This window comes from Pseudomonas sp. MAFF 730105, from assembly GCF_055380705.1.
The window spans coordinates 4,486,882-4,510,220 of sequence record NZ_AP018438.1 but is presented as its reverse complement, the minus strand read 5'-3'; the positions used below and the strand labels follow the sequence as shown (position 1 = coordinate 4,510,220).

General features: G+C 59.0%; 20 protein-coding genes and 4 pseudogenes. 14 read left to right on the top strand and 10 right to left on the bottom strand.

The annotated features are described in order from the left end of the window. Positions 1-16: 16 nt before the first annotated feature. Positions 17-895 carry an MBL fold metallo-hydrolase gene (locus PCOSP_RS19285; protein WP_139643935.1) on the bottom strand — a complete coding sequence of 293 codons (879 nt, stop codon included), beginning with the start codon at positions 893-895 and terminating at the stop codon, positions 17-19. Positions 896-1,133: 238 nt separating this feature from the next. On the opposite strand from PCOSP_RS19285, the gene PCOSP_RS19280 reads away from it, so the two are divergent. The 6 genes from PCOSP_RS19280 to PCOSP_RS19255 all read left to right on the top strand — a co-directional run bounded on the left by PCOSP_RS19280 (position 1,134) and on the right by PCOSP_RS19255 (position 5,931). Further along, positions 1,134-2,459 (top strand): sigma-54 interaction domain-containing protein, encoded by a 1,326-nt coding sequence (locus tag PCOSP_RS19280; RefSeq protein ID WP_464709326.1) that lies wholly within the window; start codon positions 1,134-1,136, stop codon positions 2,457-2,459. A 148-nt stretch (positions 2,460-2,607) separates the two neighbouring features. After that, a complete protein-coding gene (gene cydP / locus PCOSP_RS19275; RefSeq protein ID WP_464709325.1) occupies positions 2,608-2,808 on the top strand; it encodes a cytochrome oxidase putative small subunit CydP in 201 nt (66 codons plus the stop codon). Then, entirely contained in the window at positions 2,805-4,376 is a 1,572-nt protein-coding gene (locus PCOSP_RS19270; protein ID WP_464709324.1) for a cytochrome ubiquinol oxidase subunit I, read from the top strand. Before cydP ends, PCOSP_RS19270 begins: the two co-directional genes overlap by 4 nt. Continuing rightward, positions 4,369-5,505: a cytochrome d ubiquinol oxidase subunit II gene (gene cydB / locus PCOSP_RS19265; protein ID WP_464709323.1), complete on the top strand. Its 1,137-nt coding sequence runs from the start codon at positions 4,369-4,371 to the stop codon at positions 5,503-5,505. Before PCOSP_RS19270 ends, cydB begins: the two co-directional genes overlap by 8 nt. Positions 5,506-5,527: 22 nt before the next feature. Then, positions 5,528-5,650 carry a cytochrome bd-I oxidase subunit CydX gene (gene cydX, locus PCOSP_RS19260; RefSeq protein WP_139643924.1) on the top strand — a complete coding sequence of 41 codons (123 nt, stop codon included), beginning with the start codon at positions 5,528-5,530 and terminating at the stop codon, positions 5,648-5,650. Next, on the top strand, positions 5,647-5,931 hold the full coding sequence (locus PCOSP_RS19255) for a cyd operon YbgE family protein (RefSeq protein ID WP_139643920.1): 285 nt from the start codon (positions 5,647-5,649) through the stop codon (positions 5,929-5,931). Before cydX ends, PCOSP_RS19255 begins: the two co-directional genes overlap by 4 nt. A 66-nt stretch (positions 5,932-5,997) precedes the next feature. Here PCOSP_RS19255 and PCOSP_RS19250 read toward each other — a convergent pair whose 3' ends face one another. The 4 genes from PCOSP_RS19250 to PCOSP_RS19235 form a co-directional block, all read right to left on the bottom strand. After that, entirely contained in the window at positions 5,998-6,972 is a 975-nt protein-coding gene (locus PCOSP_RS19250) for an FAD:protein FMN transferase (RefSeq protein ID WP_464709322.1), read from the bottom strand. Beyond that, a complete protein-coding gene (locus PCOSP_RS19245; RefSeq protein ID WP_464709320.1) occupies positions 6,956-9,136 on the bottom strand; it encodes a PepSY domain-containing protein in 2,181 nt (726 codons plus the stop codon). The genes PCOSP_RS19250 and PCOSP_RS19245 overlap by 17 nt, the downstream gene beginning before the upstream one ends. A gap of 25 nt (positions 9,137-9,161) precedes the next feature. Beyond that, entirely contained in the window at positions 9,162-9,632 is a 471-nt protein-coding gene (locus PCOSP_RS19240) for a DUF2271 domain-containing protein (protein WP_175362059.1), read from the bottom strand. Positions 9,633-9,724: 92 nt separating this feature from the next. Then, entirely contained in the window at positions 9,725-10,048 is a 324-nt protein-coding gene (locus PCOSP_RS19235) for a PepSY domain-containing protein (RefSeq protein ID WP_139643911.1), read from the bottom strand. A gap of 132 nt (positions 10,049-10,180) precedes the next feature. Between PCOSP_RS19235 and PCOSP_RS19230 the strand changes: the two are divergent. Beyond that, positions 10,181-10,839: pseudogene (locus tag PCOSP_RS19230) on the top strand (response regulator transcription factor). Beyond that, positions 10,836-12,164 (top strand): sensor histidine kinase, encoded by a 1,329-nt coding sequence (locus PCOSP_RS19225; RefSeq protein ID WP_464709319.1) that lies wholly within the window; start codon positions 10,836-10,838, stop codon positions 12,162-12,164. The pseudogene PCOSP_RS19230 and the gene PCOSP_RS19225 overlap by 4 nt, the downstream one beginning before the upstream one ends. 83 nt (positions 12,165-12,247) lie before the next feature. On the opposite strand, the gene PCOSP_RS19220 is transcribed toward PCOSP_RS19225, so the two are convergent. Together PCOSP_RS19220 and PCOSP_RS19215 are read right to left on the bottom strand one after the other, a co-directional pair. Next, positions 12,248-12,406 (bottom strand): hypothetical protein, encoded by a 159-nt coding sequence (locus PCOSP_RS19220; RefSeq protein WP_175385607.1) that lies wholly within the window; start codon positions 12,404-12,406, stop codon positions 12,248-12,250. 184 nt (positions 12,407-12,590) lie between these two features. Beyond that, positions 12,591-13,253, bottom strand: coding sequence for a class I SAM-dependent methyltransferase (locus PCOSP_RS19215; protein ID WP_464709318.1), 663 nt, complete (start codon positions 13,251-13,253; stop codon positions 12,591-12,593). Positions 13,254-13,794: 541 nt separating this feature from the next. Between PCOSP_RS19215 and PCOSP_RS19210 the strand changes: the two genes are divergently transcribed. From PCOSP_RS19210 to PCOSP_RS19195, 4 genes and pseudogenes are all read left to right on the top strand, one after another. After that, a complete protein-coding gene (locus PCOSP_RS19210) occupies positions 13,795-14,811 on the top strand; it encodes an AraC family transcriptional regulator (RefSeq protein ID WP_464709316.1) in 1,017 nt (338 codons plus the stop codon). Positions 14,812-15,128: 317 nt separating this feature from the next. Beyond that, positions 15,129-15,266 carry a hypothetical protein gene (locus PCOSP_RS19205; RefSeq protein WP_464709315.1) on the top strand — a complete coding sequence of 46 codons (138 nt, stop codon included), beginning with the start codon at positions 15,129-15,131 and terminating at the stop codon, positions 15,264-15,266. A gap of 55 nt (positions 15,267-15,321) precedes the next feature. Next, positions 15,322-16,062: a nitroreductase gene (locus PCOSP_RS19200; RefSeq protein ID WP_464709314.1), complete on the top strand. Its 741-nt coding sequence runs from the start codon at positions 15,322-15,324 to the stop codon at positions 16,060-16,062. Next, positions 16,059-17,711 (top strand): annotated as a pseudogene (locus PCOSP_RS19195) (AMP-binding protein). The gene PCOSP_RS19200 and the pseudogene PCOSP_RS19195 overlap by 4 nt, the downstream one beginning before the upstream one ends. Positions 17,712-17,866: 155 nt before the next feature. Here the strand turns inward: PCOSP_RS19195 and PCOSP_RS19190 are convergent. Then, a pseudogene (locus PCOSP_RS19190) lies at positions 17,867-18,403 on the bottom strand (methyl-accepting chemotaxis protein); the annotation flags it as partial. 324 nt (positions 18,404-18,727) lie between these two features. Then, positions 18,728-19,810: pseudogene (locus PCOSP_RS19185) on the bottom strand (cache domain-containing protein); the annotation flags it as partial. 250 nt (positions 19,811-20,060) lie between these two features. On the opposite strand from PCOSP_RS19185, the gene PCOSP_RS19180 reads away from it, so the two are divergent. After that, positions 20,061-21,089 (top strand): GlxA family transcriptional regulator, encoded by a 1,029-nt coding sequence (locus PCOSP_RS19180; protein ID WP_139643869.1) that lies wholly within the window; start codon positions 20,061-20,063, stop codon positions 21,087-21,089. A 99-nt stretch (positions 21,090-21,188) separates the two neighbouring features. On the opposite strand, the gene PCOSP_RS19175 is transcribed toward PCOSP_RS19180, so the two are convergent. Continuing rightward, the gene (locus PCOSP_RS19175; RefSeq protein WP_464709313.1) at positions 21,189-21,911 is read right to left on the bottom strand and encodes a pirin family protein; all 723 of its coding nucleotides are present in this window, start codon (positions 21,909-21,911) and stop codon (positions 21,189-21,191) included. Between the two features lie 339 nt (positions 21,912-22,250). Between PCOSP_RS19175 and PCOSP_RS19170 the strand changes: the two genes are divergently transcribed. After that, positions 22,251-23,201: a GlxA family transcriptional regulator gene (locus PCOSP_RS19170; protein ID WP_139643863.1), complete on the top strand. Its 951-nt coding sequence runs from the start codon at positions 22,251-22,253 to the stop codon at positions 23,199-23,201. Positions 23,202-23,339 lie beyond the last annotated feature (138 nt).

Below are 23,339 nucleotides of genomic sequence, written 5' to 3'. Positions count from 1 at the left end.
AGGGGGAGGGGCAACGTCAGGCGGCGTTGAGCGGGATTTTCAGGTAGCGCGTCCCGTTCGCCTCAGGCTCAGGCAAGTGCCCGGCGCGCATGTTGACCTGAACGGATGGCAGGATCAGTGTTGGCATGTCCATCGACGCATCACGCTTGGTGCGCATCGCCACGAACTCCTCCTCACTGATGCCATTACGCACATGGACGTTGTGGGCGCGCTGGTCGGCAACGGTACTGACGAACTGCACTTCGCGACCACCAGGCTGGTAGTCGTGGCACATGTACAACAAGGTGTTGGCCGGCAGACTCAGCACCTTGTTGATTGAATGGAATAACGTACGCGCGTTGCCCCCGGGAAAGTCACAGCGTGCAGTACCGTAGTCCGGCATAAACAGGGTATCGCCGACGAATGCGGCCGTTTCGGTCCCATCGCTGATCAAATAAGTCATGCAGGCTGGTGTATGGCCCGGTGTATGGAGCGCATGGCATTGCAGCGTGCCAATGGCAAACGGTTCGTCATCAACGAATAGGTGATCGAACTGGCTTCCGTCGCGGGCCATGCCGCGACCGGTATTGAACAGCGTGCCGAACACTTCCTGCACCGTCGAAATCTGGCTACCGATTCCTATTTTTCCACCGAGCTTTTCCTTCAGGTATGGCGCGGCCGTCAGGTGGTCCGCATGGACGTGGGTCTCAAGGATCCAGTCGACCCTCGCATTGAGTTCGTTCACTCTCGCAATCAATTTGTCGGCAGACGTTGTGGCGGTATGGCCGGACTTGGGATCGTAATCAAGTACGCTGTCGATCACCGCGCAGTGGTGGGTGGTCTCATCCAATACCAGATAGCTGACGGTATGGGTGGCAGAATCGAAGAATCCTTCGACGTGAAGTTTTATGCTCATGATCTGTCTCCTTAGGGGGCTTTTACCAAGCCGCTCACACTAAGGACTGACACAGCAATAAATCTGCCAGGCAGGGTTTTCTTGTAGGTTTTGATTTATCTACATGATTTTATTTATTTTTATTTTGATTGGGATGGTTTGATTCTTTCCATTTTCACGTGGATTTACTGCCATTGGCAGTCCGTGTTGACAGAGGTGGCAGTGCCACTACAGGATGGGGTGACTCTCTGGAGCCACGATGAAAACTATCCTGCCCACACCAACCCAATCGCTGCCGCACTCGGAACAAGTGCAGTCACTGGTTTCGTTCCTTGAGCACGAACCCCAGCCAATGATCGTGCTCGATCCGGACTACAACATCCTGGCTGCCAACACGGCCTATCAACGGCAGTTTGGCAGCGCTGACAAACCCTTTATCGGTCATAAGTGTTATCAAATCTCACACCATTACGACGTACCTTGTGATCAGGCGGGTGAGAATTGCCCGATGAAGAAAGCGCAGGAAATGCGCGGACCGGATCGTGTCCTGCACATTCACCATACGCCTCGCGGGCCTGAGCATGTCGACGTCGAGTTGCGTCCGATTCTGGATGAGCACGGTGTTATTACTGCCTACGTGGAGCGTCTCACCCTGGTCCGCAGTGCCTATGCACGACCCAGCAATGAGGGGCTTGTCGGCTGCTCACTCGCCTTCAACCGTGCCCTGTCGGAGCTGCAGCGGGTGGCACCATCAATGCTGCCAGTGCTGTTGCTGGGCGAATCCGGTACGGGCAAAGAGCTGTTTGCCCGCGCCGTACATGAAACCAGCGAGCGGGCCACTGGACCCTTTGTCGTCGTTGATTGCTCTGGATTGACCGAAACGTTATTCGAGAGCGAACTGTTCGGCCATGAAAAAGGAGCATTCACCGGTGCCACCACGCGTAAGCCTGGCCTGGTTGAAACTGCCCAAGGCGGCACATTGTTCCTCGATGAAATTGGCGATGTTCCACTGGCGATGCAAGTGAAGTTGTTGCGCCTGATCGAGTCGGGCACTTATCGCCGTGTCGGGAGTGTCGAAACCCTTCATGCCAATTTCAGGTTAATTGCTGCGACCCACAAACCATTGGAAAAGATGATGGAGAAGGGGGAGTTCAGACAGGACCTGTACTACCGCATCAGCGCCTTTCCAATTCAACTACCGCCCTTGCGTAACCGAGTGGAAGACATTGGTCTGCTTGTAAATTCATTTCTGCAACGTGCCGGTACAGGCAAGCGCCGACTGACGATAGATGCAGATGCTTTGATGCAATTGCAGCGGTACGCCTGGCCCGGCAATATTCGTGAATTACGCAACGTTCTGGAAAGAGCCAGTCTGTTTGCTGACGATGGGGTGATCCGCTCCGTACATTTGCCCTCGGTATCCGTGGCGGCGTCTGCTCAGTCCGCTCCTTCAACTGCTCTCGACGGCAACTCGCTGACACAGGAACTGGCAACTTTCAAAGGTACTCGCAGTGAGCTGGCCAGGCACCTGGGTATTAGCGAACGGACGTTGTACCGACGATTGAAAGAGCAAGGTCTGGCCTAGTAACGAGTGTTCAAGCTCAAGACTGCCAATGACTGCCAGCCCTGGCAGATTGGCAGTGTACTAGCCCTGCCGAGGCATCTCGCGTATCACCGGTCTAGTGATTAACTGACTGTTTTAAAAAGATAAAATCCAACCCCTTGCCCTTGGCATGCCCTGTGCTATCTGCATAGTCATGACCATTCCCGACAAACGACTGCGACGCCATCTGCTCACGGCAGTAGTGATCAAACTACTGGTGCTGACAGTGTTGTGGTGGCTGTTCATCCGGGATTCGCGCGTTAGCGTCGACTCGAACACTATCGGCGACAGGTTCGGCGTACCCACCACGACTCAAGGGGCAAGCAAGTGATTTCAGAACACCTGGTGGATTTGTCTCGGCTGCAGTTTGCAGCCACCGCGCTTTACCATTTTCTTTTTGTACCGCTCACCGTTGGCATGGTTTGGCTGCTGGTCATCATGGAAAGTGTCTATGTGATGACCGGTAATGTCATCTGGAAAGACATGACACGTTTCTGGGGCAAGCTGTTCGGTATCAACTTTGCCTTGGGGGTGACCACGGGCATCACTCTGGAATTTCAGTTCGGTACCAACTGGGCGTACTACTCGCATTACGTCGGCGATATTTTCGGAGCCCCGCTGGCAATCGAAGGCTTGATGGCGTTCTTTCTTGAGTCGACCATGATCGGTCTGTTCTTCTTTGGTTGGGATCGTCTGAAGAAAGAGCACCATTTACTGGTCACGTTGCTGATGGCGATTGGCACAAACCTTTCAGCGTTGTGGATTTTGATCGCCAATGGATGGATGCAGAACCCGGTGGGTTCAGAATTCAGTTACATCACCATGCGCATGGAGGTGGTTGATTTCTGGGCGGTGGTTTTCAATCCAGTGGCGCAGGCCAAGTTCGTACACACCGTCTCAGCCGGTTACGTCACTGGCTCGATGTTTGTGCTGTCGATTTCCAGTTGGTATTTGCTCAAGAATCGTGATGTCGAGTTTGCCAAACGCAGCTTCCGGGTGGCGGCAGCCTTTGGCCTGGCATCGGTGCTGAGTGTGATCGTACTGGGTGATGAGTCTGGTTACACGGTGGGTGAGGCACAGCAAACAAAAATGGCTGCCATGGAGGCCATGTGGGAAACCAAGCCTGCACCGGCAGGCCTGACGTTGGTGGCCAGTATCAATGAAGCCGAGTCCAAAAATAACTGGGAAGTCGAAGTGCCTTGGTTGATGGGACTCATTGGCACACGATCAGTCAGCAAGCAGATTCCAGGCATTCACGAGATTAAAGAAAAGAACCGCGCTCGAATTCTGCGAGGCATTACCGCCGTCAATGCTCTTGAAGCCGTCAGGGCCAATCGCACCGATTCAGCAGCGCTCAATACATTCGAGAAATACCAGGCCGATCTGGGCTTCGGCCTGTTGCTCAAGAAGTATGTCGAGGACGTCAACCAGGCCACGCCGGCCATTATCGAAAAGGCTGTAAACGATACGGTGCCGCGCGTGACGCCGATGTTCTGGGCGTTCAGGATCATGGTATGTCTCGGTTTTGCCATGCTTATGCTCTTCGGACTGGCCTTCTGGAGCACCCTGAAATCGACCTGTACGCGCCGCCGCTGGTTACTGCGTTGGGCGCTCTGCATGCTGCCTGCGCCATGGATTGCCTGTGAGCTTGGCTGGTTCGTCGCTGAATACGGCCGCCAGCCTTGGACCATCTACGGCGTGCTGCCAACCCACATGAGCGTATCCACGCTCAGCGTCAACAACCTCTATGGCTCGCTGGCGGGATTCATCGTTTTCTACACCGTGTTGCTAGTGGTTGAAGTGTTCCTGATGGTCAAGTTTGCCCGTCAAGGTCCAGGCAGCCTGGGTACCGGTCGTTACGTTCACGATGCCCATTTGAAGGAACTCATCCATGCTTGATTACTTCACGCTGAAAATTATCTGGTGGGCGCTGGTCGGTGTGCTGCTGATCGGCTTCGCCATCATGGATGGCCACGATATGGGGGTTGGCACCTTGTTGCCTTTTGTTGGCCGCAATGACATGGAGCGTCGCGTCATCATCAACACCGTCGGTCCGCATTGGGACGGCAACCAGGTATGGTTCATCACTGCGGGCGGCGCATTGTTCGCGGCATGGCCTGTGGTGTATGCCACAGCGTTCAGCGGTTTCTATTGGGCGATGATTCTGGTCCTCTGGGCGTTGTTCTTCCGCCCCGTGGGTTTTGACTACCGCAGCAAGATCCACAACTCCACCTGGCGTAGCACCTGGGATTGGGGACTCTTCGTGGGAGGGGCCGTGCCACCCTTGGTGTTCGGGATTGCGTTTGGAAACCTGCTGCAAGGTGTACCTTTCCACTTCGACAATTTTCTGGTGTCGACGTATACCGGCAATTTCTGGCAACTGCTCAATCCCTTCGCATTGCTTACCGGCGTTGTGAGCAGCGCAATGATTACCCTGCAAGGTGGTGCTTATCTGGCACATCGCACTGAGGGCGCTATCCAGGCAAGGGCAATCAAAGGCGCGGTGGGTGCAGCGGTCGTGCTGGTCTGTACCTTTATAGCTGCCGGCATCTGGCTGCAATGGATTGATGGCTATCGCATCACGTCGGTGGTCGATACGGCGGGATTACCTGACATTCTCGGCAAATCCGTGGTACGCGAAGCTGGAGCCTGGATGGCCAACTATGGCCATTATCCTTTGCTGTGGTTACTGCCCGCGCTGGGGTTGAGTGGCGCAGCAGGTGCCGCTTTGTTGTTGAGGGGGCGGCATACACTTTCAGCGTTTATCGCATCATCGCTCGCGGTCATCGGTGTTATCAGCACGGCGGGTATATCGATGTTTCCGTTTGTTATGCCGTCATCCACGATGCCTGCAGCGAGTCTTACGGTGTGGGACAGCGTCTCCAGTCACTTGAGCCTGGCCATCATGTTCTGGGCCACGCTGATCTTCATGCCACTGATTGTGCTTTATACCTCTTGGGCTTACCGCGTCATGCGGGGCAAGGTAACCATCGCGCAGATCAAAGCCAACGAACATTCGGCCTATTAATGCCGGCAAAGGAGTCATGAACATGTGGTACTTCGCCTGGATGCTGGGTGTCGGTTTTGCGTTGCTACTGGCTATTCTCAATGCGATGTGGGGCGAGAACGAAGTCGGCCGAGCCTCGAGTGACAACGAGGAGGCACGGCCATGATGCCGCGTGTCGCTGACCCACAACCGATCTCACAGATTCGTTTGCCGAGTCTGGTTATCGCTATAGCAATCATGCTTGCATGTACGCTCTATCCTCCCATGATGGCTGCTCCCGACGGCAGGCCGGACCATGCTCTGGCGACTGCATTGTTCGCAGCCATGAGTGTGGCTTTTGTGAGAGGTGTGGGATTTGTTCCGCGGATGCTCGTGTGGCGTTGGCTTTTCTCACGCTGGATCTGTTTGGCAATGCTGGCGGTTGCTGGCTGGGTAAAGTTTCATTGAGCGTTGGCGACAAGAGAACGTACGCCTCATGAGCCACCATTGCGAACAGCGATCCGACAAAGCGTTTCACATCGGACGGGTTTCAATCTGCGCCTGCAACCGACCGCCGACAATGGATATTTCCTTGAATCGCTGTTCGTCGCGCAGCACGAACAACGCATCCATCCCGCGTTCCTGAGCCAGACGTGGCCCTTCGGTTTCACCCAACACCATCAGCGCTGTGGCCCAGGCGTCAGCGAGCATGCACGAAGCGGCCACCACGGTGACAGCGGCGAGCCTGTTGCACAGCGGCGCGCCGGTGGCCGGATTCATGGTATGGGCATAGGCTTGACCGGCCACGTCGACCCAGTGTCGGTAGTCCCCGGAGGTCGCGATTGCGGCATCGCCCAGTTCCATCACACCCATGACTTCACGCACGCCCCGTTCAGGTTTTTCCACCGCCACGACCCAGCACTGACCGTCGGGTTTGACGCCCCGGGCGCGCATCTCGCCGTCGATGCCGACGAGGTAGCGAGTGATACCAAAACCGTCCAGGCAACGGGCCAGTTCATCGACGCCAAATCCTTTGGCGATGCCATTCAGATCAAGCTGCAGCGGTGCGCGTTTGCGCACCTGTTTGCGTAAAGGATCAACCACCAACGCGGCGCTGGCTGATAGCCGGGGGGGAGGCACTGTAGCGAGCGTCTGCTCTGTGACTGTCTGTTCTCCGGGGCCGAATCCCCAGGCATTAACCAAGTCACCCACCGCGACGTCGAAGGCACCACCGGATTGCTGACTCACACGCAGTGCCGCAGACAACACTGTTGCCAGTTCCTGTGGCACGGCAATCCATTGCTGCTCGGGCGCCGCGTTGAGGCGGTTGAGGTCCGAGTCGGGTTTCCAGGTGGACATTTGCTGGTCCACCCGGGCTACGGCACAGGCTAGGTGACGTGCCACTTCGTCGGTGTCGATCCCGGCCCCGGCGTAGAACAGGGCGGTGTAGCGGGCGCCCATGGTTTCGCCGCTCAGGCTGAAGCGCAGCAACTCAGTAGACGTCTTCACGGTAGCGTCCTTGTGCCTTGAGGGTCAGAACATCCAGATTGAGAGGCGCCAATACTTCATCGAGGGCTTGCATCACGCCTTTGGCCATCTCGCGGCTGCCACACACCAGCACCTGGGCGCCTTTCTCAATCAGTCGACGCAGGGCCAGGGCATCGCTGATCAGTCGGTCTTGCACGTAGCTGCGGTCCTGAACCTGAGAAAAGGCGGCGCGCAGTGCCGTCAGGCGGCGGTCGGCCAGGTACTGGTTGAGCTGCGGCTCATAGAGAAAGTCCGAGGCCGGGTTGCGTCCACCCCAATACAAATGCATCGGGTGGCGGGCCGTGTTGTTGCGGATGAAACCGGCCAAGGGGCCGATGCCGGTACCGGCGCCGATCAGGATCACCGGGTGCGTGCCCGACGCCGGACGAAATTGCGGGTTTGGCTGGATAAACGCTTCGATCGACGCACCAATGTCCAGGCCGTGAAGAAACTCCGAGCACACGCCACCGTTGTGTTTGCGCACGCAGATTTCCAGCACGCCGTCCTGCGAGCCGCTGGCCAGTGAATAGAAACGCGGGGTCTGGCTGCCCGGGGGCACTATCGCGACCAAGTCACCGGCCAGGAAGTCCGGCAACTCGCTGGACGCTTTGAAGCGCAAGACGTGGGTGGGGGCGTTCACCTGTTCGCCGTAGACAATGCGCTCGGTCAGCTGCAATGGGTGAGTCTGTGGCCGCTGCGGGGCATGGATCAGTGCCAGGTCATGCTGGAGCACTTCGCCCAGCGCGTGGCCCCAGCGCGTAAATTCCTGAGAGGACTGGCGGTTGACGGTTTCCAACCCCAGTAACGGCGCGCCACCGGCTTGCAACATGGCGTCGTGCACCTGATGGGCGAACTGGCAGAACTGCGGGAACTGCCGATCACCGAAGCCCAGCACAGCAAAGGGCAGTCCGGGCTTGAGACCGGCTTTGGCCAGCCGCGCCAGGAACTGCGAGGCCGAGGCTGGCGCGTCGCCGTCACCGTGGGTCGCCGTCAGGATGAGCACCCGCTGGGCGTTGCTGTAGCCGTTGGCGTACTGATTCATGGTCGCGCTATGCACCCGGTGTCCGGCCAGGTGCAAGGCGGCGTGCAAGGTGTTGGCAAAGCCCCAGGTGCTGTTGTTTTCACTGCCCACCAGAATCACGCTGTCGGCAGAGTGGGCCGGGGCGTTGTGGCGGATCTTCGGGCCAGCCTTGCGGCGGCGCCACCACAACAGTATGCCGGTCACGCTCATCAATGGTACGCAGAGGGCGCAGAGTCCCAGGGGTAGGCCCAGCCACCACAGGCCCTCGCCGGTGTGCATCTGGTAAATCAATTCATAAAGATGATGCATCGAGTCGTGGGGCTGATAGGACAGCAAGGCACCGCTGACCTGATCCACGTAGCCGTCGCCCTGGATCGTGCGCAAGGAAAACATATCCTTCGGGTTGCCGGGGCTGGGGTAGACCAGTTCGCGCAGCTCATTGAGGTCGGTGGCCTGCAAGGCTTGAAGGCTCGCCACCGGCAAGGCCGGGCCGTTACTGACGTGGGCGGGGAAGGCGGGCTCACTCTGACTGCCGTCAGCGATAAAGCCGAAGGTGGTGGCAGACATATAGAGCCCGCTCAACGCCGACAGCAGCAGCCCGAGCAAGGCCAGTCGGCCGACCTCAGCATGCCAGCGCTGGCTGAAGGTGCCCCGCAGTGGCCGCAGCACGTTGTGCCAACCCCCCAGGCGTCGGGCGAGCAATAGCGCGCCAGACACCGACAGCATCAGCATGAACAGCGCGCCGACCCCCGACACCCCGTGGCCTGGCGAGCCGAAGAACATCGAGCGGTGCAGCTCTTTCACCCAGCGCGTGAACGCGGAGGGTGCATAGGGTGCCAGGCCTTCGCCGGTCAGCGGATCGACCGTTTCAGCCCCGGCCTGACCGTTCCGGTTGTAGTAGACGATGACTGTCCCGGACGCTGTACGCTGGATCTGCTCTACGCCCGGGAAGTGATTGGCAACACGTCCGGCCAGTTGGCCGACGTTGAGTTGTCCGGTCGCGGTGGTGGTACTGTGCAAGCGTTCCAGCGCCGGGTCGACCGACAGGATCGCGCCGCTGATGGCCAACAGCATGACCAACAGGGCCGCGATCAGACCGGGCAGGGAATGGGACTGGCGAAGCATGTTCAGCCTCCGGAAAGGGCAGGTGCTACAGATCGTAAGTAAACGACTCGACATAGGTGCTGCCGGCCACTGGCTGGCCCGCGCCCTTGGACGTGAGCGGCACGCTGACATCGGCGCGGGCGTCACGTTTGTCTTCTACGGCACTGTCGATGCGGATCTGGTACCCGGCATCGATCAGGGTATCTGCCAGCTCGACGCTGACTTTGAGCGTGCGCCCACTGCCGACGCTGGCACCGCTGACCCCATCAAACTCGGTGCGGTTCATTCCGCTACCACGGGCCCAGTCTCCCAGGTGCTTGTAGTACTTGGCCTTTTTGCCGGCCACCCAGAGGGTTTTCTGGTATTGGCCATTGGCGTCGGTCACGTAGATCGCCAGGTAGGCATCATTGCCGCTGTAGTCCTTGAGCTGGGTGGTCAGCGTCACTTCACGGGCATGGGCCAATCCCGGCAGGGCAATGGTGCCGGCGAGGCAGGTGGCTGCGATGATCTTCTTCATGAGTGTCTCCTTCTGATCGTTAGGTCGAGAGCCTGGACCTGCTTGCTGACAGCAACCTGAAGCGCAGGAAAAACTCATCGAGAGGTGAGGCGTCATTCGGTGATCGGGCTGCGGAGGTAGTCGTTGGCATCGCCATCGTCGCGGAAATGGATCTCTAGGGTGCGCAGGCGCAGCGAGGCCGGTGAGTAGCTGGCTTCGATGGCGTTGCCTTTTCGATCCAACCCCTTGAGCTCGTAACAGCCGTCGTCAACCTTGATGCGTTGCACGTTCCAGCCGTATTGCCGCTCGACTTGCAGACGCAAGGTTTCACGGGGTTGCCAGTCGCTCACCGGGTCGGTGCAGTCTTCGTCGGCCAGGACGTGACCGCTGAGCAGCAGGCTCAAAAGGGTTGCATGGGGAATAAAACCTGACTTCATGATCTGTCTCCTGCCGCGGTCGGCGTCTGTCGCATACCCTAGAGTGCATTCCTGACAATCAGCTGAATCTTCAGATTCACGTCAGGTAAGGCGATTAAGGTGCGGCACGACAACCACCACAGGAGTTGCCAGATGCGGGTTCTATTGGTCGAGGACGCCCTTGGGTTGGGGACGCGGTGCGCGAGCAGATCGCAGATGACGGTCACGCTGTGGATTGGGTGCAGCGTCTGGACCATGCGCGCGACAGCGTACGCACCACACCATACGACCTGATTCTGCTGGACTTGATGCTGCCGGACGGTCGCGGGCTGGATTTTCTGCGTCAGCAGCGCACGGCGGGGAATGTGACCCCGGTGATTATCCTGACGGCCCAGGATCAGATTTCCGACCGCATTGCCGGCCTCAATGCCGGGGCTGATGATTATCTGGTCAAACCGTTCGACCTGTCCGAGCTCTCTGCCCGTGTCGCCGCGGTGGCCCGACGTTACAGCGGCAACCCCAACCCGCAGATCAGGCTCGGTAACCTGCAGGTGGACATGAGCGCCCGCACTGTGCAGCGTGACGGTACCATTGTGGACCTGACGGCCCGCGAATGGGCGCTGTTCGAAGCGTTCGTGCAGCGTCCCAGCGCGTTGTTGTCCAAGTCGCAGTTGGAAGAACGGCTGTATGCCTTCGGTGCCGAAATCGAAAGCAACACCATCGAGGTCTACATCAGTCGTCTGCGTAAGAAACTCGGACGCGAGCTGATTGAAACCGTGCGTGGCATGGGCTACCGGTTGATGGCCGGATGAAGCCTTCTTCGAGCCTGCAAAAACGCCTCGGCCTGGGGCTGACCCTGGGCATGACCTTGCTGTGGCTGGGCGCGACAGTTGGTGCCTGGCTGGTGGTACAACATGAGTTGAACGAGGCGTTCGACAGCGCACTGGAAGAGACCGCGCAACGCATCCTGCCGCTGGCCGTGTTGGAAATCAGCAACCGTGAGGGGCCCCGTGAGGCTCAGCACGTTGCGACGTTGAAAATGCATAAGGAATACCTGACGTACCTGGTGCGAGATGCCAGCGGCCAGATCCTGATGCAGTCCCACGATGCCAACCCGAAGATCTTCAATCAACAACCGATTGAGGGTTTTTCCACCTCTGGAAAGTACCGCTTGTATGGCGCCAGCGCATTGCGCGGAACGCTGTTCATTGAAGTCGCCGAGCCGCTGGGGCATCGCCGTGAAGCCGCGCGAGAAGCTCTGTTTGCCTTGTTGTTGCCACTGTTGGCGCTGATTCCCATCAGCCTGTTGGGCACTTGGTTGTTCGTGCGAATCAGTCTGCGCAGTGTGCTGGCATATCGTCGTGCGGTCGAGGCGCGAGGCGTGGGTGATTTATCGCCGATCAAGGTGGCCCGCCTGCCGGCAGAAATTGATCCGTTGGCCGAGGCCGTCAACCATCTGCTGGAGCGTTTGCGCAAGGCCCTGGAAGCCGAACGCAGCTTTACCGCCAACAGCGCCCATGAGCTGCGCACGCCATTGGCCGCGACCCTGGCGCAGATCCAGCGGCTACACCACGAGGCGCCCGAAGGCCCGTTGCGAGTACGAGCGGCGAAGATCGAAAACGCATTGCGCGAGTTGGCGCGGCTTTCGGAAAAGCTCATGCAACTGGCCAAGGCCGAGGGCGGTGGGCTGCTGTCCGAAACACCTCAGGACCTGATTCCATTGCTCGCCCATGGGGTCGATGAATGGAACCAGCGCAATGGTCAGCGCATCGAGTTGCATTTGCCCGGCCAAGCCAGCGTGTACTCAAGCATCGATCCGGACGCCTTTGGCATCCTCCTGCGCAACCTGATCGAGAATGCGCTCAAGTATGGGGCAGCAGATCAACCGATAGAAATCAGCCTCACCGAAGAGGCGCTATTGCGGGTGGTCAATGGCGGCCCTGCGGTGCCGCAGTCGGTACTGCAGCGTCTTACAGAGCGCTTTGTACGTGGTCACAGTGAAAACAGTGGTTCAGGGTTGGGGTTGGCGATTACGAAAACCATCGTGCAAGGGGTCAACGGGAGAATGAAATTGGTGTCCCCTGCGACAGGTCGACAGGAGGGTTTCGAAGTGTGTGTCTGGTTACCGCTTGCCTGACTCCAGCCAGGTCGTCCATGACCGCGATTCGAGGCACAGGCACAAAAAAGCCCGGACACCGCCGGGCTGTTCAGAGAATACATTCAGTGCGAGTCCACCTCTTTCGCCACCTCGGCAGATGATTCCCTGCGCTTGCGAACCCGGTCAAAGAGAGCGTGAACCGGGTGTAGAACAGCTGCAAGCGTGCACAGCAGCAAGATGACGAACATTAAAATCAACGGCGTGCTTTCGTGCGAAAACATGGTGGGTACTCCTGTAGTCACTATGTTGTAACCCGCAGGGTAGACGCGTTTGACGGTGATTGGGATGAACGTATGTTCATCCTCGGGCGCTTGAATTGTGGTACGACAGAGCTTGCACTGGCTGGCACCGCGCAGGGAGTGTGCAAGGATTATGCGCCGAAGTCATCCGGCGCATCGGCGGCTCTCATTCAGCCACCAGCAACAATGACTGCGGCACCGTGCTCTGCGGGTGTTGCGGTTCCTGCAGGCCCGTCAGCCGAAAGCCAGCCATGTCCAGGGCATTGAACCAGCTGGGCAGGGTGCGCAGGTACCACGGCATGGGCTGCCACTGTCCCTTGAAACCTTCGAAGTGTTCCTGCCGCCAACCATCCTGATAGTCGCCCGCGGCGGCGACCCAGGGATGCAAGGTCTGGATCACCAGGGCGCCGCCAGGGACGAGCAGAGCCTTCATGGCGGTGAGCAGGGGGATGATGTCCTGGTGCAACAGGGCAAAGTTGGCGCAGATCAGGTCGTAGTCGCTGCCAATATCCACCTTCGCCTGCTCCAGCGCTTCATAGCTGGCCAGGTGCACGGGCGAAGAACCGGCCGTCCGTGCGGACGCCACCAGCGTGGCATCGCCATCTACTCCAACGGCCTGGATGCCCCGCCCAGCCAGGGCCCGCAATAGCCAGCCTTCACCGCAACCCAGGTCGAGCACGCGTCCGGGTTGGCGGCTGAGTATTGCCAGCAGGATAGCCTGGTCGGTCACTTCGCGCCGGCTGGCGATGGCGCCGGTGCGGATGACGTCGATCCAGGCCTGGGCGTTGTGGTGCCAGCTTTGAAGGAGCTCTGATTCGTGGGTGGGCATAGCGGTGTCCGGTGGAGGCCTGAATACCAGAATAGGTTACGTTCTCCAGTCGCTTTCACTTTTGGTTTGCCTGCACTTCGAGCGTAAAGTCGACAAAATGCACTCCGATATACATTTTTTGGGTGTTCGGCAATTAAACGTCCTCCGCGGGATTGGCGCTCATGGCGCTTGGGGGGGATTCATTAATGCCTCGCTGCTGACCAGTCGGACGTGCGCACGTCACCGCTGGATCAGCAGCCTTCGGATCCACGGCGCATGATCAGCACTTCCCAGAAGAGCGTTGCTTGCGTCATGGGGCCAATCCCCTCATTTATTTCTCAAGCCACGAGTCCTCTACAAGTCCCCCTGATCTTGGATCTCGGAGGGCGTACTAGACTGCGGCACTGTTCAAGTACCTCAGCCGAGGTGAGCGTTTTGGACATTGACAGAAGGGGGCGGGCAATCGAACGTGGTTATGATCGAGCCAGGATCGCGCCGGCAAAGCCACGTAGCGCGGACCGGTGAAGGCAGTCCCGTCCGCACATGGCTTTAGGGAGAAAAGATGGCACAGGCTCAATACAAGGGGACCACTTCAATCGGATTGGTACATGAAGCGTTGTCCGGGGCGATTCAACGTGGCCTGGATGTACAACCGATTCTGCAGTTCGCCCGTATTGATCCTGAACTTTTGAAGGCCCCGCAGGCGCGAGTCGAGGCGTCCGCTTTTTCACGTCTGTGGATCGCCTTGTCGGACCAGTTGGATGACGAGTTTTTCGGAATCGATAGTCATCCGATGCGCAGGGGAAGCTTCCAGTTGATGTGTCATACGGTCATCGGATGCCGCTCCCTGCAACAGGCTTTACAGCGCATATTGGCTTTTCTTCGCAGCGTTCTGGATGACATTTACGGGACACTGGAGATCGAGGGGGAAGACGCGCGGATCATCATTCATGACCATGGGATCGAGCGCCGCTTATACGCTTATGGCACTTGGCTGATCCTGGTGCATGGCCTGCTTTGTTGGTTGGCCAATAGAAGGATTCCGCTGCAAGAAGTGCGCTTTCGACCCGCCCGCCCAGAGGACGACAGCGACTACCGAATGCGGTTTTGTGCAGACATTGAATATGATTCGGCGAGGACATGGGTTCGCTTTGACCGTAGCGTCCTGGACCTGAAAGTTGCCCAGGACAATAGTCATCTGTCCGCTTTTCTTCGAGAAGCACCGGCCAATCTGTTAGTGAAGTATCGCAACGATGAAAGCCTGAGTGCTTTGATTCGGCATCGTCTGCGAGAACGATGCCCCGACAATTGGCCGGAGTTGGAGGCAATCGCCAAAGACCTGCGAATCTCCAGTTCGACACTCCAGCGCCGTCTCCAGGCCGAGGGCACCAGTTATCAACGCCTGAAAGACGATCTTCGACGGGACATGGCGATCAATCTGTTGAGCCAGGCTGAGCTGAGTGTCAGCGATATCGCGGCCCTCACCGGATTTCAGGAAACCAGTGCGTTTCACCGGGCCTTCAAGAAGTGGACGGGCGTCAGCCCCGGGGCCTATCGCAGTAATCCTGTCGCTACCTAGCGGCCTGTACTTGCCTTGGTGCCAGTCAGTTAAAGACCAAATGGTCAAGTCCTGTGGGAGCAAAGCTTGCTCGCGATGGCGGCAGGTCAGTCAACATTATGACCGACTGGCCTGCCGCTATCGCGAGCAAGCTTTGCTCCCACGGTTTGTGGCTCGACTGACTGGCAAGTCCATTGGGTGCCCGGATCGGTCATTCACAACGAGGCCTTCGGGCATGGGCCAACTTCATTTTGAATTTTAGGATGTCTCACAGGTAGCCCGTCAGATCGGGCGACTCAAAGTTCAATCGCTTCAATGGTCTTATCCTGTTTTGGTGTGTGCTCATTCTGCCTCTCGAACAAAACTTCATGGCGATCAGCCTGGCCGGTCTCATTAGCGCCGCCGCCGTCGCCCTGATCAATCAGACCCGCGCCGATTCGGCCCGCGTGCGAAAGACCACTGCGTTGCCTGGCTGACTTTACGGTTGAAGCGCCAGCGTTCTCCTGAATTCGTCATCCATGGGACAAGAGCATGAACCGCTTATCACAACCTCCACTCTCGCCTGAATTGTTGAGTCGAACGGTGGATTGGGCGATTACCACGCGTCGTAGCATGAGGGCCTATTTGCCGACCCCGGTGCCGCTTGAAGAGGTCGAAGCCATTCTCGACATCGCCCGTTTCTGCCCCACTGGCGTGAACATGCAGCCGTGGCGGGTCCATGTGGTGACGGGGGCGATCAAGGATCGGCTATCCCAGGTCATCGCCCAGCTCGATGACGATCCAGCGTTGAGCCTTCATCTTGAAGATGCCTACGAGTATTACCCTCGCCACTGGGTCGCTCCTTACATCGATAGGAAAAGACAAGTGGGTTGGGAGTTGTACGGCCTGCTGGGTATTGAAAAGGGTGACAAGCAACGCATGCACCAGCAGCACGGCCGCAATTATCGATTTTTCGATGCGCCGGTTGGCCTGTTGTTCACCATCGATCGAGTGCTTCAGAAAGGAAGTTTGCTCGACTATGGCATGTTCCTGCAGAGCGTGATGGTAGCGGCCCGTGGCAGAGGGCTGCACACCTGTCCCCAAGCCGCCTTCTTGAAGTATCACCAAGTGATTGCCGAGTTACTCGCCATCCCGTCCGATCAGATGCTGGTGTGCGGCATGAGCCTTGGCTATGCGGACGAGTCCAGCCTGGAAAACAGCCTGGTGACCGATCGAGAGCCGGTGAGCGCGTTCGCAACGTTCCATCACAATAATAAGGAGTCAATGGCATGAGTCGTGAAACCCCTGAGTACGGTCTCGACCGAAATCCTGCGAATCATCTGCCTCTCACACCGCTCGGGTTCCTGGACCGTGCGGCGCTGGTGCACCCGGGCCGAGTGGCGGTCATTCATGGCGATCTGCGAAGAACCTGGTCTGAAACCCGCGACCGCGCCTTTCGCCTCGCCTCTGCGCTGGTTGCCAGGGGAATCGGGACGGGCGACACCGTTTCGATCCTGTCGCCCAACACCCCCGCGATGTTCGAGGCGCACTACGGTGTGCCGTTATCCGGCGCGGTTCTGAACTGCGTCAATTATCGGCTCGATGCAGAGGGCGTGGCGTTCATTCTCCGCCATGCGGAGTGCAAGCTGCTTTTTGTCGATCGCGAATTTTCCGCGCTGGCCGCGGCGGCTATCGAACTGCTGGGGGAGCGCCCGACAGTCGTCGATATCAACGATCATTTGGCGCCTGTGGGCTCAGCGATCGGTGAGATCGATTATGAGTCGCTGCTGTATGAAGGCGATCCCGAGTTTGCTGGCGTTTGGCCGGTTGATGAATGGCAACCCATCGCACTCAATTACACCTCGGGCACCACCGGCGACCCTAAGGGGGTTGTCGCCAGCCATCGAGGAACGTACCTGATGAGCCTGCTGCAACTCACCAACTGGCCGGTATCCAGAGCGCCGCGCTATTTGTGGACGCTTCCGATGTTTCATGCCAACGGATGGTGTTTTACCTGGGCGATCACGGCGGCGGCGGGTACGCACGTGTGCCTACGCAAGGTCTCTGCAGAGGCAGTGTTCGATGCCATCGACCAACACGGGATCGATCATTTCTGTGCCGCGCCCATTGTCATGGCAATGATTGCCAACTCAACGACGCGACCGCCGCTGGCGTCGCCGGTGCGGGTATTGACTGCCGGTTCTCCACCCCCGCGGCGGTATTGAATGCGGTCGTCTCGCTTGGTTTCGATGTTGAGCACGTCTACGGGATTACCGAGGTCTGTGGCACGCCTGTCAGTTGTGTATGGCAGGACGACTGGTCTGATCGCCCATCGTCTGAGCAGAGCTCACTTCGGGTACGCCAGGGTGCGCGAGCGGCGGCATTCGAAGGGTTGATGGTGGCGGATGCCGAGACCCTTGAACCGGTACCGCACGACGGTCACACCACCGGTGAGCTATTGCTTCGCGGCAATACGGTGATGATGGGCTACCTGAAAAACCCGAGTGCCAATGAAAAGGCGTTTGGCGGCGGTTGGTTCCATACGGGCGACGTCGCAGTCGTACATGAGAATGGTTATGTGCAGATCACCGATCGCTGCAAGGACGTGATCATCTCGGGCGGGGGAAAATATCTCGTCCATCGAAATCGAGGACGTGATTCACGGCCATCCGGCGGTGCTGCACGCGGCAGTGGTTGCTCAACCGGACGACAAATGGGGTGAGGTGCCGTGTGCCTTTATCGAACTCAAGGTCGGCGCAACGCCGCCCGGCGAGGCGGAATTGATTGCCTTCTGCCAAGAACGTCTGGCGCGATTCAAGTGCCCACGCAGGGTCGTGTTCATGGAGCTGCCGAAAACGGCAACCGGGAAAATCCAGAAATTCATTCTTCGCGAACAAGCGGGAAGCCGGGAGGCGATCGTTCGACTGGCGTCGGGAGGGTAAGTCCTCGGCTGTAGGGCGTGAACCGATTCAGGGGGGGGCGCTACCGAGGACTTTTAGAGGTTGTGCCTGTTTGACTGAAGGTGTCTTGAACGAGCGGGAGGGTTCGCGATTGATTTAGCCTTTGAGCCGTCCCTGGCTCATTCAGGCAACCGTGCCTAGAACTTGAATCGCCCCACCAACCCCCTCAATTGACCGGAAATGTCCGTCAAACGGCCCGAACCGGTCTGCGCCGAGTGGGCAAACTCCTCGACCAGCTGCGCATCGGCATGGATCTGCGCGATGTGCCGGTTGATGTCTTCGGCCACCTGGTGCTGTTCCTCGGCGGCGGTGGCGATCTGGGTGTTCTGGTCGCGGATCGAGTCCACCGAGTTGCGGATCTTGTCGAAACTGTCGCGGGCCTGTTGGATGCGTTCCACGCTGGTTTGCGACACCAGCAGGCTGCTCTGCATCTGCTGGGTCACTTCCTGGGTGCGGCGGGCCAGATTACCGAGCAGGCTGTCGATCTCGCCGGTGGAGTCGGCGGTGCGCCGTGCCAGGGCCCGTACTTCATCGGCCACGACGGCGAATCCGCGACCCTGGTCGCCGGCGCGCGCGGCTTCGATGGCGGCGTTGAGGGCTAACAGGTTGGTCTGCTCGGCAATCGAGCGGATGGTGTCGAGGATGGTGTTGATGTTCTTGCTGTCCTGCTCGAGTGCCTGCATGGTCTGGGTCGACTGCTGCAGGTCTTCGCTCAGTTTCAGCACGCTGCCGGTGGCTTCGCCGATGTGATGCTGGCCATCGTGCACATCACGGTAGCCGGTGTCCGCGCTGGTGGCGGCCTGGCTGCAGGAGCGGGCCACTTCGTTGGCGGTCGCGACCATTTCATTGAAGGCGGTGCTGACCAGCTCCACTGCCTGGCGTTGGCGACCGGCGGCTTCGTTCATGTTGGTGGCGACTTCGCTGGTGTCGGCCGCCGCGCTTTGCAAGTCGGAGGAGGCACTGCCGATTCGCTGTACCAACTGTGCAATCATGCCCAGGAACTGGTTGAACCAGCTGGCCAGGGTGGCCGTTTCGTCCTTGCCTTGTACGGAGAGTTGACGGGTGAGGTCGCCTTCACCTTCGGCGATTTCCTGCAAGCCGTTTGCAACGCCGCGAATCGGTCGCACGATGACGCTGGCGAAGCTTGCCCCAACGACCGCGAAGATCACTGCCAATACCGCTGCGATAATCGCGATCAACCAGGTGAGGCTTGAGGCCCCGGCCATGACTTCGTCGCTTTTGATCAGGCCGATGAAGCGCCAGCCCAGGCTCTTGGAGGTGACGATGTTGACCATGTAGGACACGCCATCGATCTCGACCTGGGTCATGCCGTCGCCGCTCTTGGCCAGCGCGGCATAGTTGGGGCCCAGGTCGGCGAGAGGCTTGAAGTTGTGCTTGGCGTCGCTGGCATCCACCAGCACGTTGCCGTTCCCCTCGACCAGGATGAGGTAGCCGCTTTCGCCCAGCTTGATGTTCTTGACCAGTTCGGTCAGTTGCTTGAGCGACACGTCGAGGCCGACGACGCCCACCAGTTTGCCGGCAGCGTCGGATACCGTGTGAACGATGCCGATCAGCGATATATCATCCGGCGCCCAGTAATAGGCGTCTGTGCGCACAGTCACGCCAGGCGAGGCGATGGCGGCCTTGTACCATGGGCGCACGCGTGGGTCGTAGTTGGAGATCTTGGGGTCATCCGGCCAGCTGGCATAGCCGCCATCGGCAAGGCCCACGGAAAGATAGGCGGTGGTCGGATGGCTCTTGGCGAAGCGGTCGAAGATATCCAGGATCTGTTTATTGGTTTCAGGGAGTGGCGTTTGTGCCGCGTCGGCGGCGGAATAGTTTTTCAGGTCCTTTGCCGCCACGATCCGCGGGTCCTTGGCGAAGAATTCGACGTTCTGACTGATGCCATCGAAGAACGTCTTCATGCCATTGTCGATCTGGCGGATTTCCCGGCCGCTGCTGTCGAGGAAGTTGGTTTTTGCCGCTTCGCGCAGGTTCAGCACGACGAGCACCGCCACCAGGACGACCGGAAGGCAGGCGATGGTCGCGAACGCCCATGTCAGCTTCTGTTTGATATTCATGACTTCTCCCGCGGGTATTTATAAGTGTTGGGTCGGCGGAAACAATGGCGGTGTAAGTTGCGAGTGCTGGAAAGGAAGCGCCCATGTCTACTCTCAGCCTATCGACTAAAGGCGAACAGACTTTAGAGCCGCAGGTACTTAAAGGCGTCCCGCGTCGCTAATCCACACGATAGCGACGTTCCCCATACCATGGCCGCTTGCCTGAGATGCGAGAGTGGCGCAAGTCTGATCGTCTTCAGGAAGAGGCCCTATGCCAAGCGCATTCGAGAGCGTACTTAAAAACAAGAACATGGCTTATCGGCCACTCGGCTCGCCGGGGGTGGATCAGGCGCCGACCCGCGTCGCGTTCGTATTGATGGACAATTTCTCGATGATGTCCTTCACCGGTGCGGTGGATGCCCTGGTAACGGCCAACCTGATGTGTGACATGCCCCTCTACGAGATTCTGACGGTCGGAGTGTCGGGGAGCCAGGTGACGAGTGACCTGGGGATTGTCATTTCCACTGACATCGAGTTGGCGCAATTGCCGGAAAACCAGGACGTTCTCATCGTCGCCGGGGGTTTTCGTGTAAAGCTGCAAGGTGTCCCCCTGCTGCGGCGCAAGCTGCGCGCCAATGCGGCGTCGGGGGCGATACTGGGTGGGCTGTGGAATGGGGTTTTCTTCGTTGCCGACGCCAGCCTGCTGGACGGTTTCGAATGCGCCGTTCACCCGGAAAGCCGAGCGATGATGGTGGAGGTCTTCCCTCATGTGAAGGTATCGAGCCGGGCCTATGTCGTTGATCGCGGACGGGTCAGTTGTGCCGGTGCCAACAGTTCGCTGCGCATGATGCTCCAGCTGATCCGCCAGACGGGAGGGGAGGCCCTGGTGGGGGCCATCGAGGAAATTCTGCGGTGTGACGAATCGGGCGATGCGTCGGATTTGCCGCCCGTCTTCGTCGAGACGGACCCGAGGCTGCCGGAAAGCCTCAAGCTGGCGTTGGAGTTGATGTGGCAGAACATCGAAGAGCCATTGACCATCGATGAACTGGCGGCCTGCGTGAAGATTTCCAAGCGCCAGCTGGAGCGGCGCTTCTGCAGTTTTCTCGGCGCGACCCCAACGCGTTACTACCTGGAGTTGCGCCTGACCCGGGCACGCCAGCTCATCCAGCAGACCAATCGATCAATGACAGAGGTCGCCGTGGCGACGGGCTTTGTCAGCTCCCCGCATTTTCAGCGGCGTTTCCGGGATTTTTTCGGCGTTCCGCCAGGCAGCTATCGTTCGACGTTTGGGCGGAAGTAGGGCTGGAGCAGCGACGTGTTCGCGGGGTATCGGCCGGCTTGCATCCATGCCGGCCGATACCCCGCTGTCATAAGCAAGCTCGTTCCCCCCGGTGAGGGCTCACGGCATCTGCGGCAGTTCCTGCGGTCGCAGATCGAACACCAGCACCTCGGCATCCTGGCCATTGCTCAACGTCAGTACCTGTTCTTCCCGCACTCGCACGCCATCACCTTCCTGTAACGACACGCCATTGAGCTCGACGTTGCCCCGGGCGACATGCACATAGGCATAGCGATCAGGTGCCAATGTCAGGGTGGCGCTTTCGCTGCCATCGAACAGTCCGGCATAAACCCGTGCGTCCTGGCGCACCTCAAGGGAGCCGTCGGCGCCGTCCGGCGAGATGATCAATTGCAGGCGACCGCGTTTCTGCCCGCTGCTGAAATGCTCCTGCTGGTAGCGTGGCTTGGCACCGCTGACATTCGGCACGATCCAGATCTGCAGGAAGTGCACCGGCTCGTCCGCGCTGTGGTTGAACTCGCTGTGGGCCACGCCACTGCCGGCGCTCATCAGTTGCACATCGCCTGGGCGAATGACCGAGCCTGTACCCAGTGTGTCCTTGTGTTCCAGCGCGCCTTCGAGCACATAGGAGAAAATCTCCATGTCCCGGTGGGGGTGCTGGCCGAAACCCTTGGCGGCGGCCACCCGGTCATCGTTGATGACCAGCAGGTCGGAGAAGCCTTGTTGATTGAGGTCACGGTAGTTGGCGAAGGAAAAGGTGTGGAACGAGGTCAGCCAGCCGTGACGGGCGATTCCGCGGTCCGCAGCTTTGCGAAGGGTCAGCATGGTAGTTCTCCTGGTTCTGTGGGCGACGGCTTTGGCCGTTCGCCGGGGACAGAAGAAGGTTAATGGTTATGCTGCTGCTTAATAAGTAGGTGAAAAACGAAAGACTGTCACTTATAAGTGGACAATAAGCAGGCCTGCCAGCCGGTGCGGTGCGTTAACATGATGTCGAAGCCGCGTCTGGTGCGACATCGGACCTGTGGGAGCGAGCCTGCTCGCGATGGCGTTGGTACAGTCAACATCCCTGCAAGTTGACCCACCGCTATCGCGAGCAGGCTCGCTCCCACAGGTTTTATCAGGCGGGCTTGCTGCGTTCCTCTGGATTTTTTGGCGTGTTAACTGATGAAAACCGTTGCAATGGTGCTGTTCCCGGATTTTTTACTACTCGACATGGCCGGGCCGATGGAGGTGTTTTCCATCGCCAACCGCTATCTTGAGCCGGATCAACGCTATCAATTACTGACCCTGGGCACTGATCGCGGCCCATTGCGGGCCTCCAACGGCGTGGCGGTCGAGGCCGACATCCACATCGACCAGGCCTGGGCGGCCTATGATGTGCTGCTGGTGCCGGGCGGGCCGGGGGCCTACAACGATCGACATCCGGGGTTGCACACCTGGCTGCGGGCCGCGACGCAACGGGCCACGCGCTACGGCTCCATCTGCACCGGGGCCTTCGTGCTGGGTGAGGCGGGATTGCTTGACGGCTACCGCGTCACCACACACTGGCATTACACCGAACGCCTGATCCGGCGTTTCCCCAAGGCACTGGTGGAAACCGACAAGATCTTCCTGCAGGACCGGCGCCTGTTCACGTCCGGCGGCGTCACCGCCGGCATCGACCTGGCATTGGCCATCGTAGCCCAGGACCATGGCCGCAAAGTGGCACTGGATGTGGCCAAGGTGTTGCTGGTGGTCATGAAGCGCCAAGGCGGGCAAGCCCAGTTCAGCCCTCTGGTGGCGGCGGTGGCGTCCCAGGAGTCGGCCGTCACCCGGGTGCAGCATTATGTGATGGAGCATCTCGAAGAGCCGTTCACCGTCGAGCGCATGGCGACGCTGGCCTCCATGAGTCCGCGGCATTTCGCCCGGATGTTCGCCCGCGAAGTGATGATGACGCCGATGGAGTTCCTGCAGGGGGCCCGTATCGACCGGGCCCGTCAGTTGCTGGAAAGCACGGACTTACCCCTCAAGACCGTAGCGTTTCGCAGTGGGTTTGGCAGCGTCCGGCACATGCGTTCTCTGTTCAGCGAAAAACTCGGCCTGACCCCAGTGCAATACCGCCAGCAGTTCAGTTGAGCCCTCCGGTGTCCGTCCAGGGCACCGTGATGTCCGTCATGCACCCTGTGCCAGCATTGTTCTCCGGTCGTGGGCTGCCAAGATAACGGCGAACCCTCTGGAAAGGATGCAAGAGAGCCGGGGCAGACGCGTTTGATG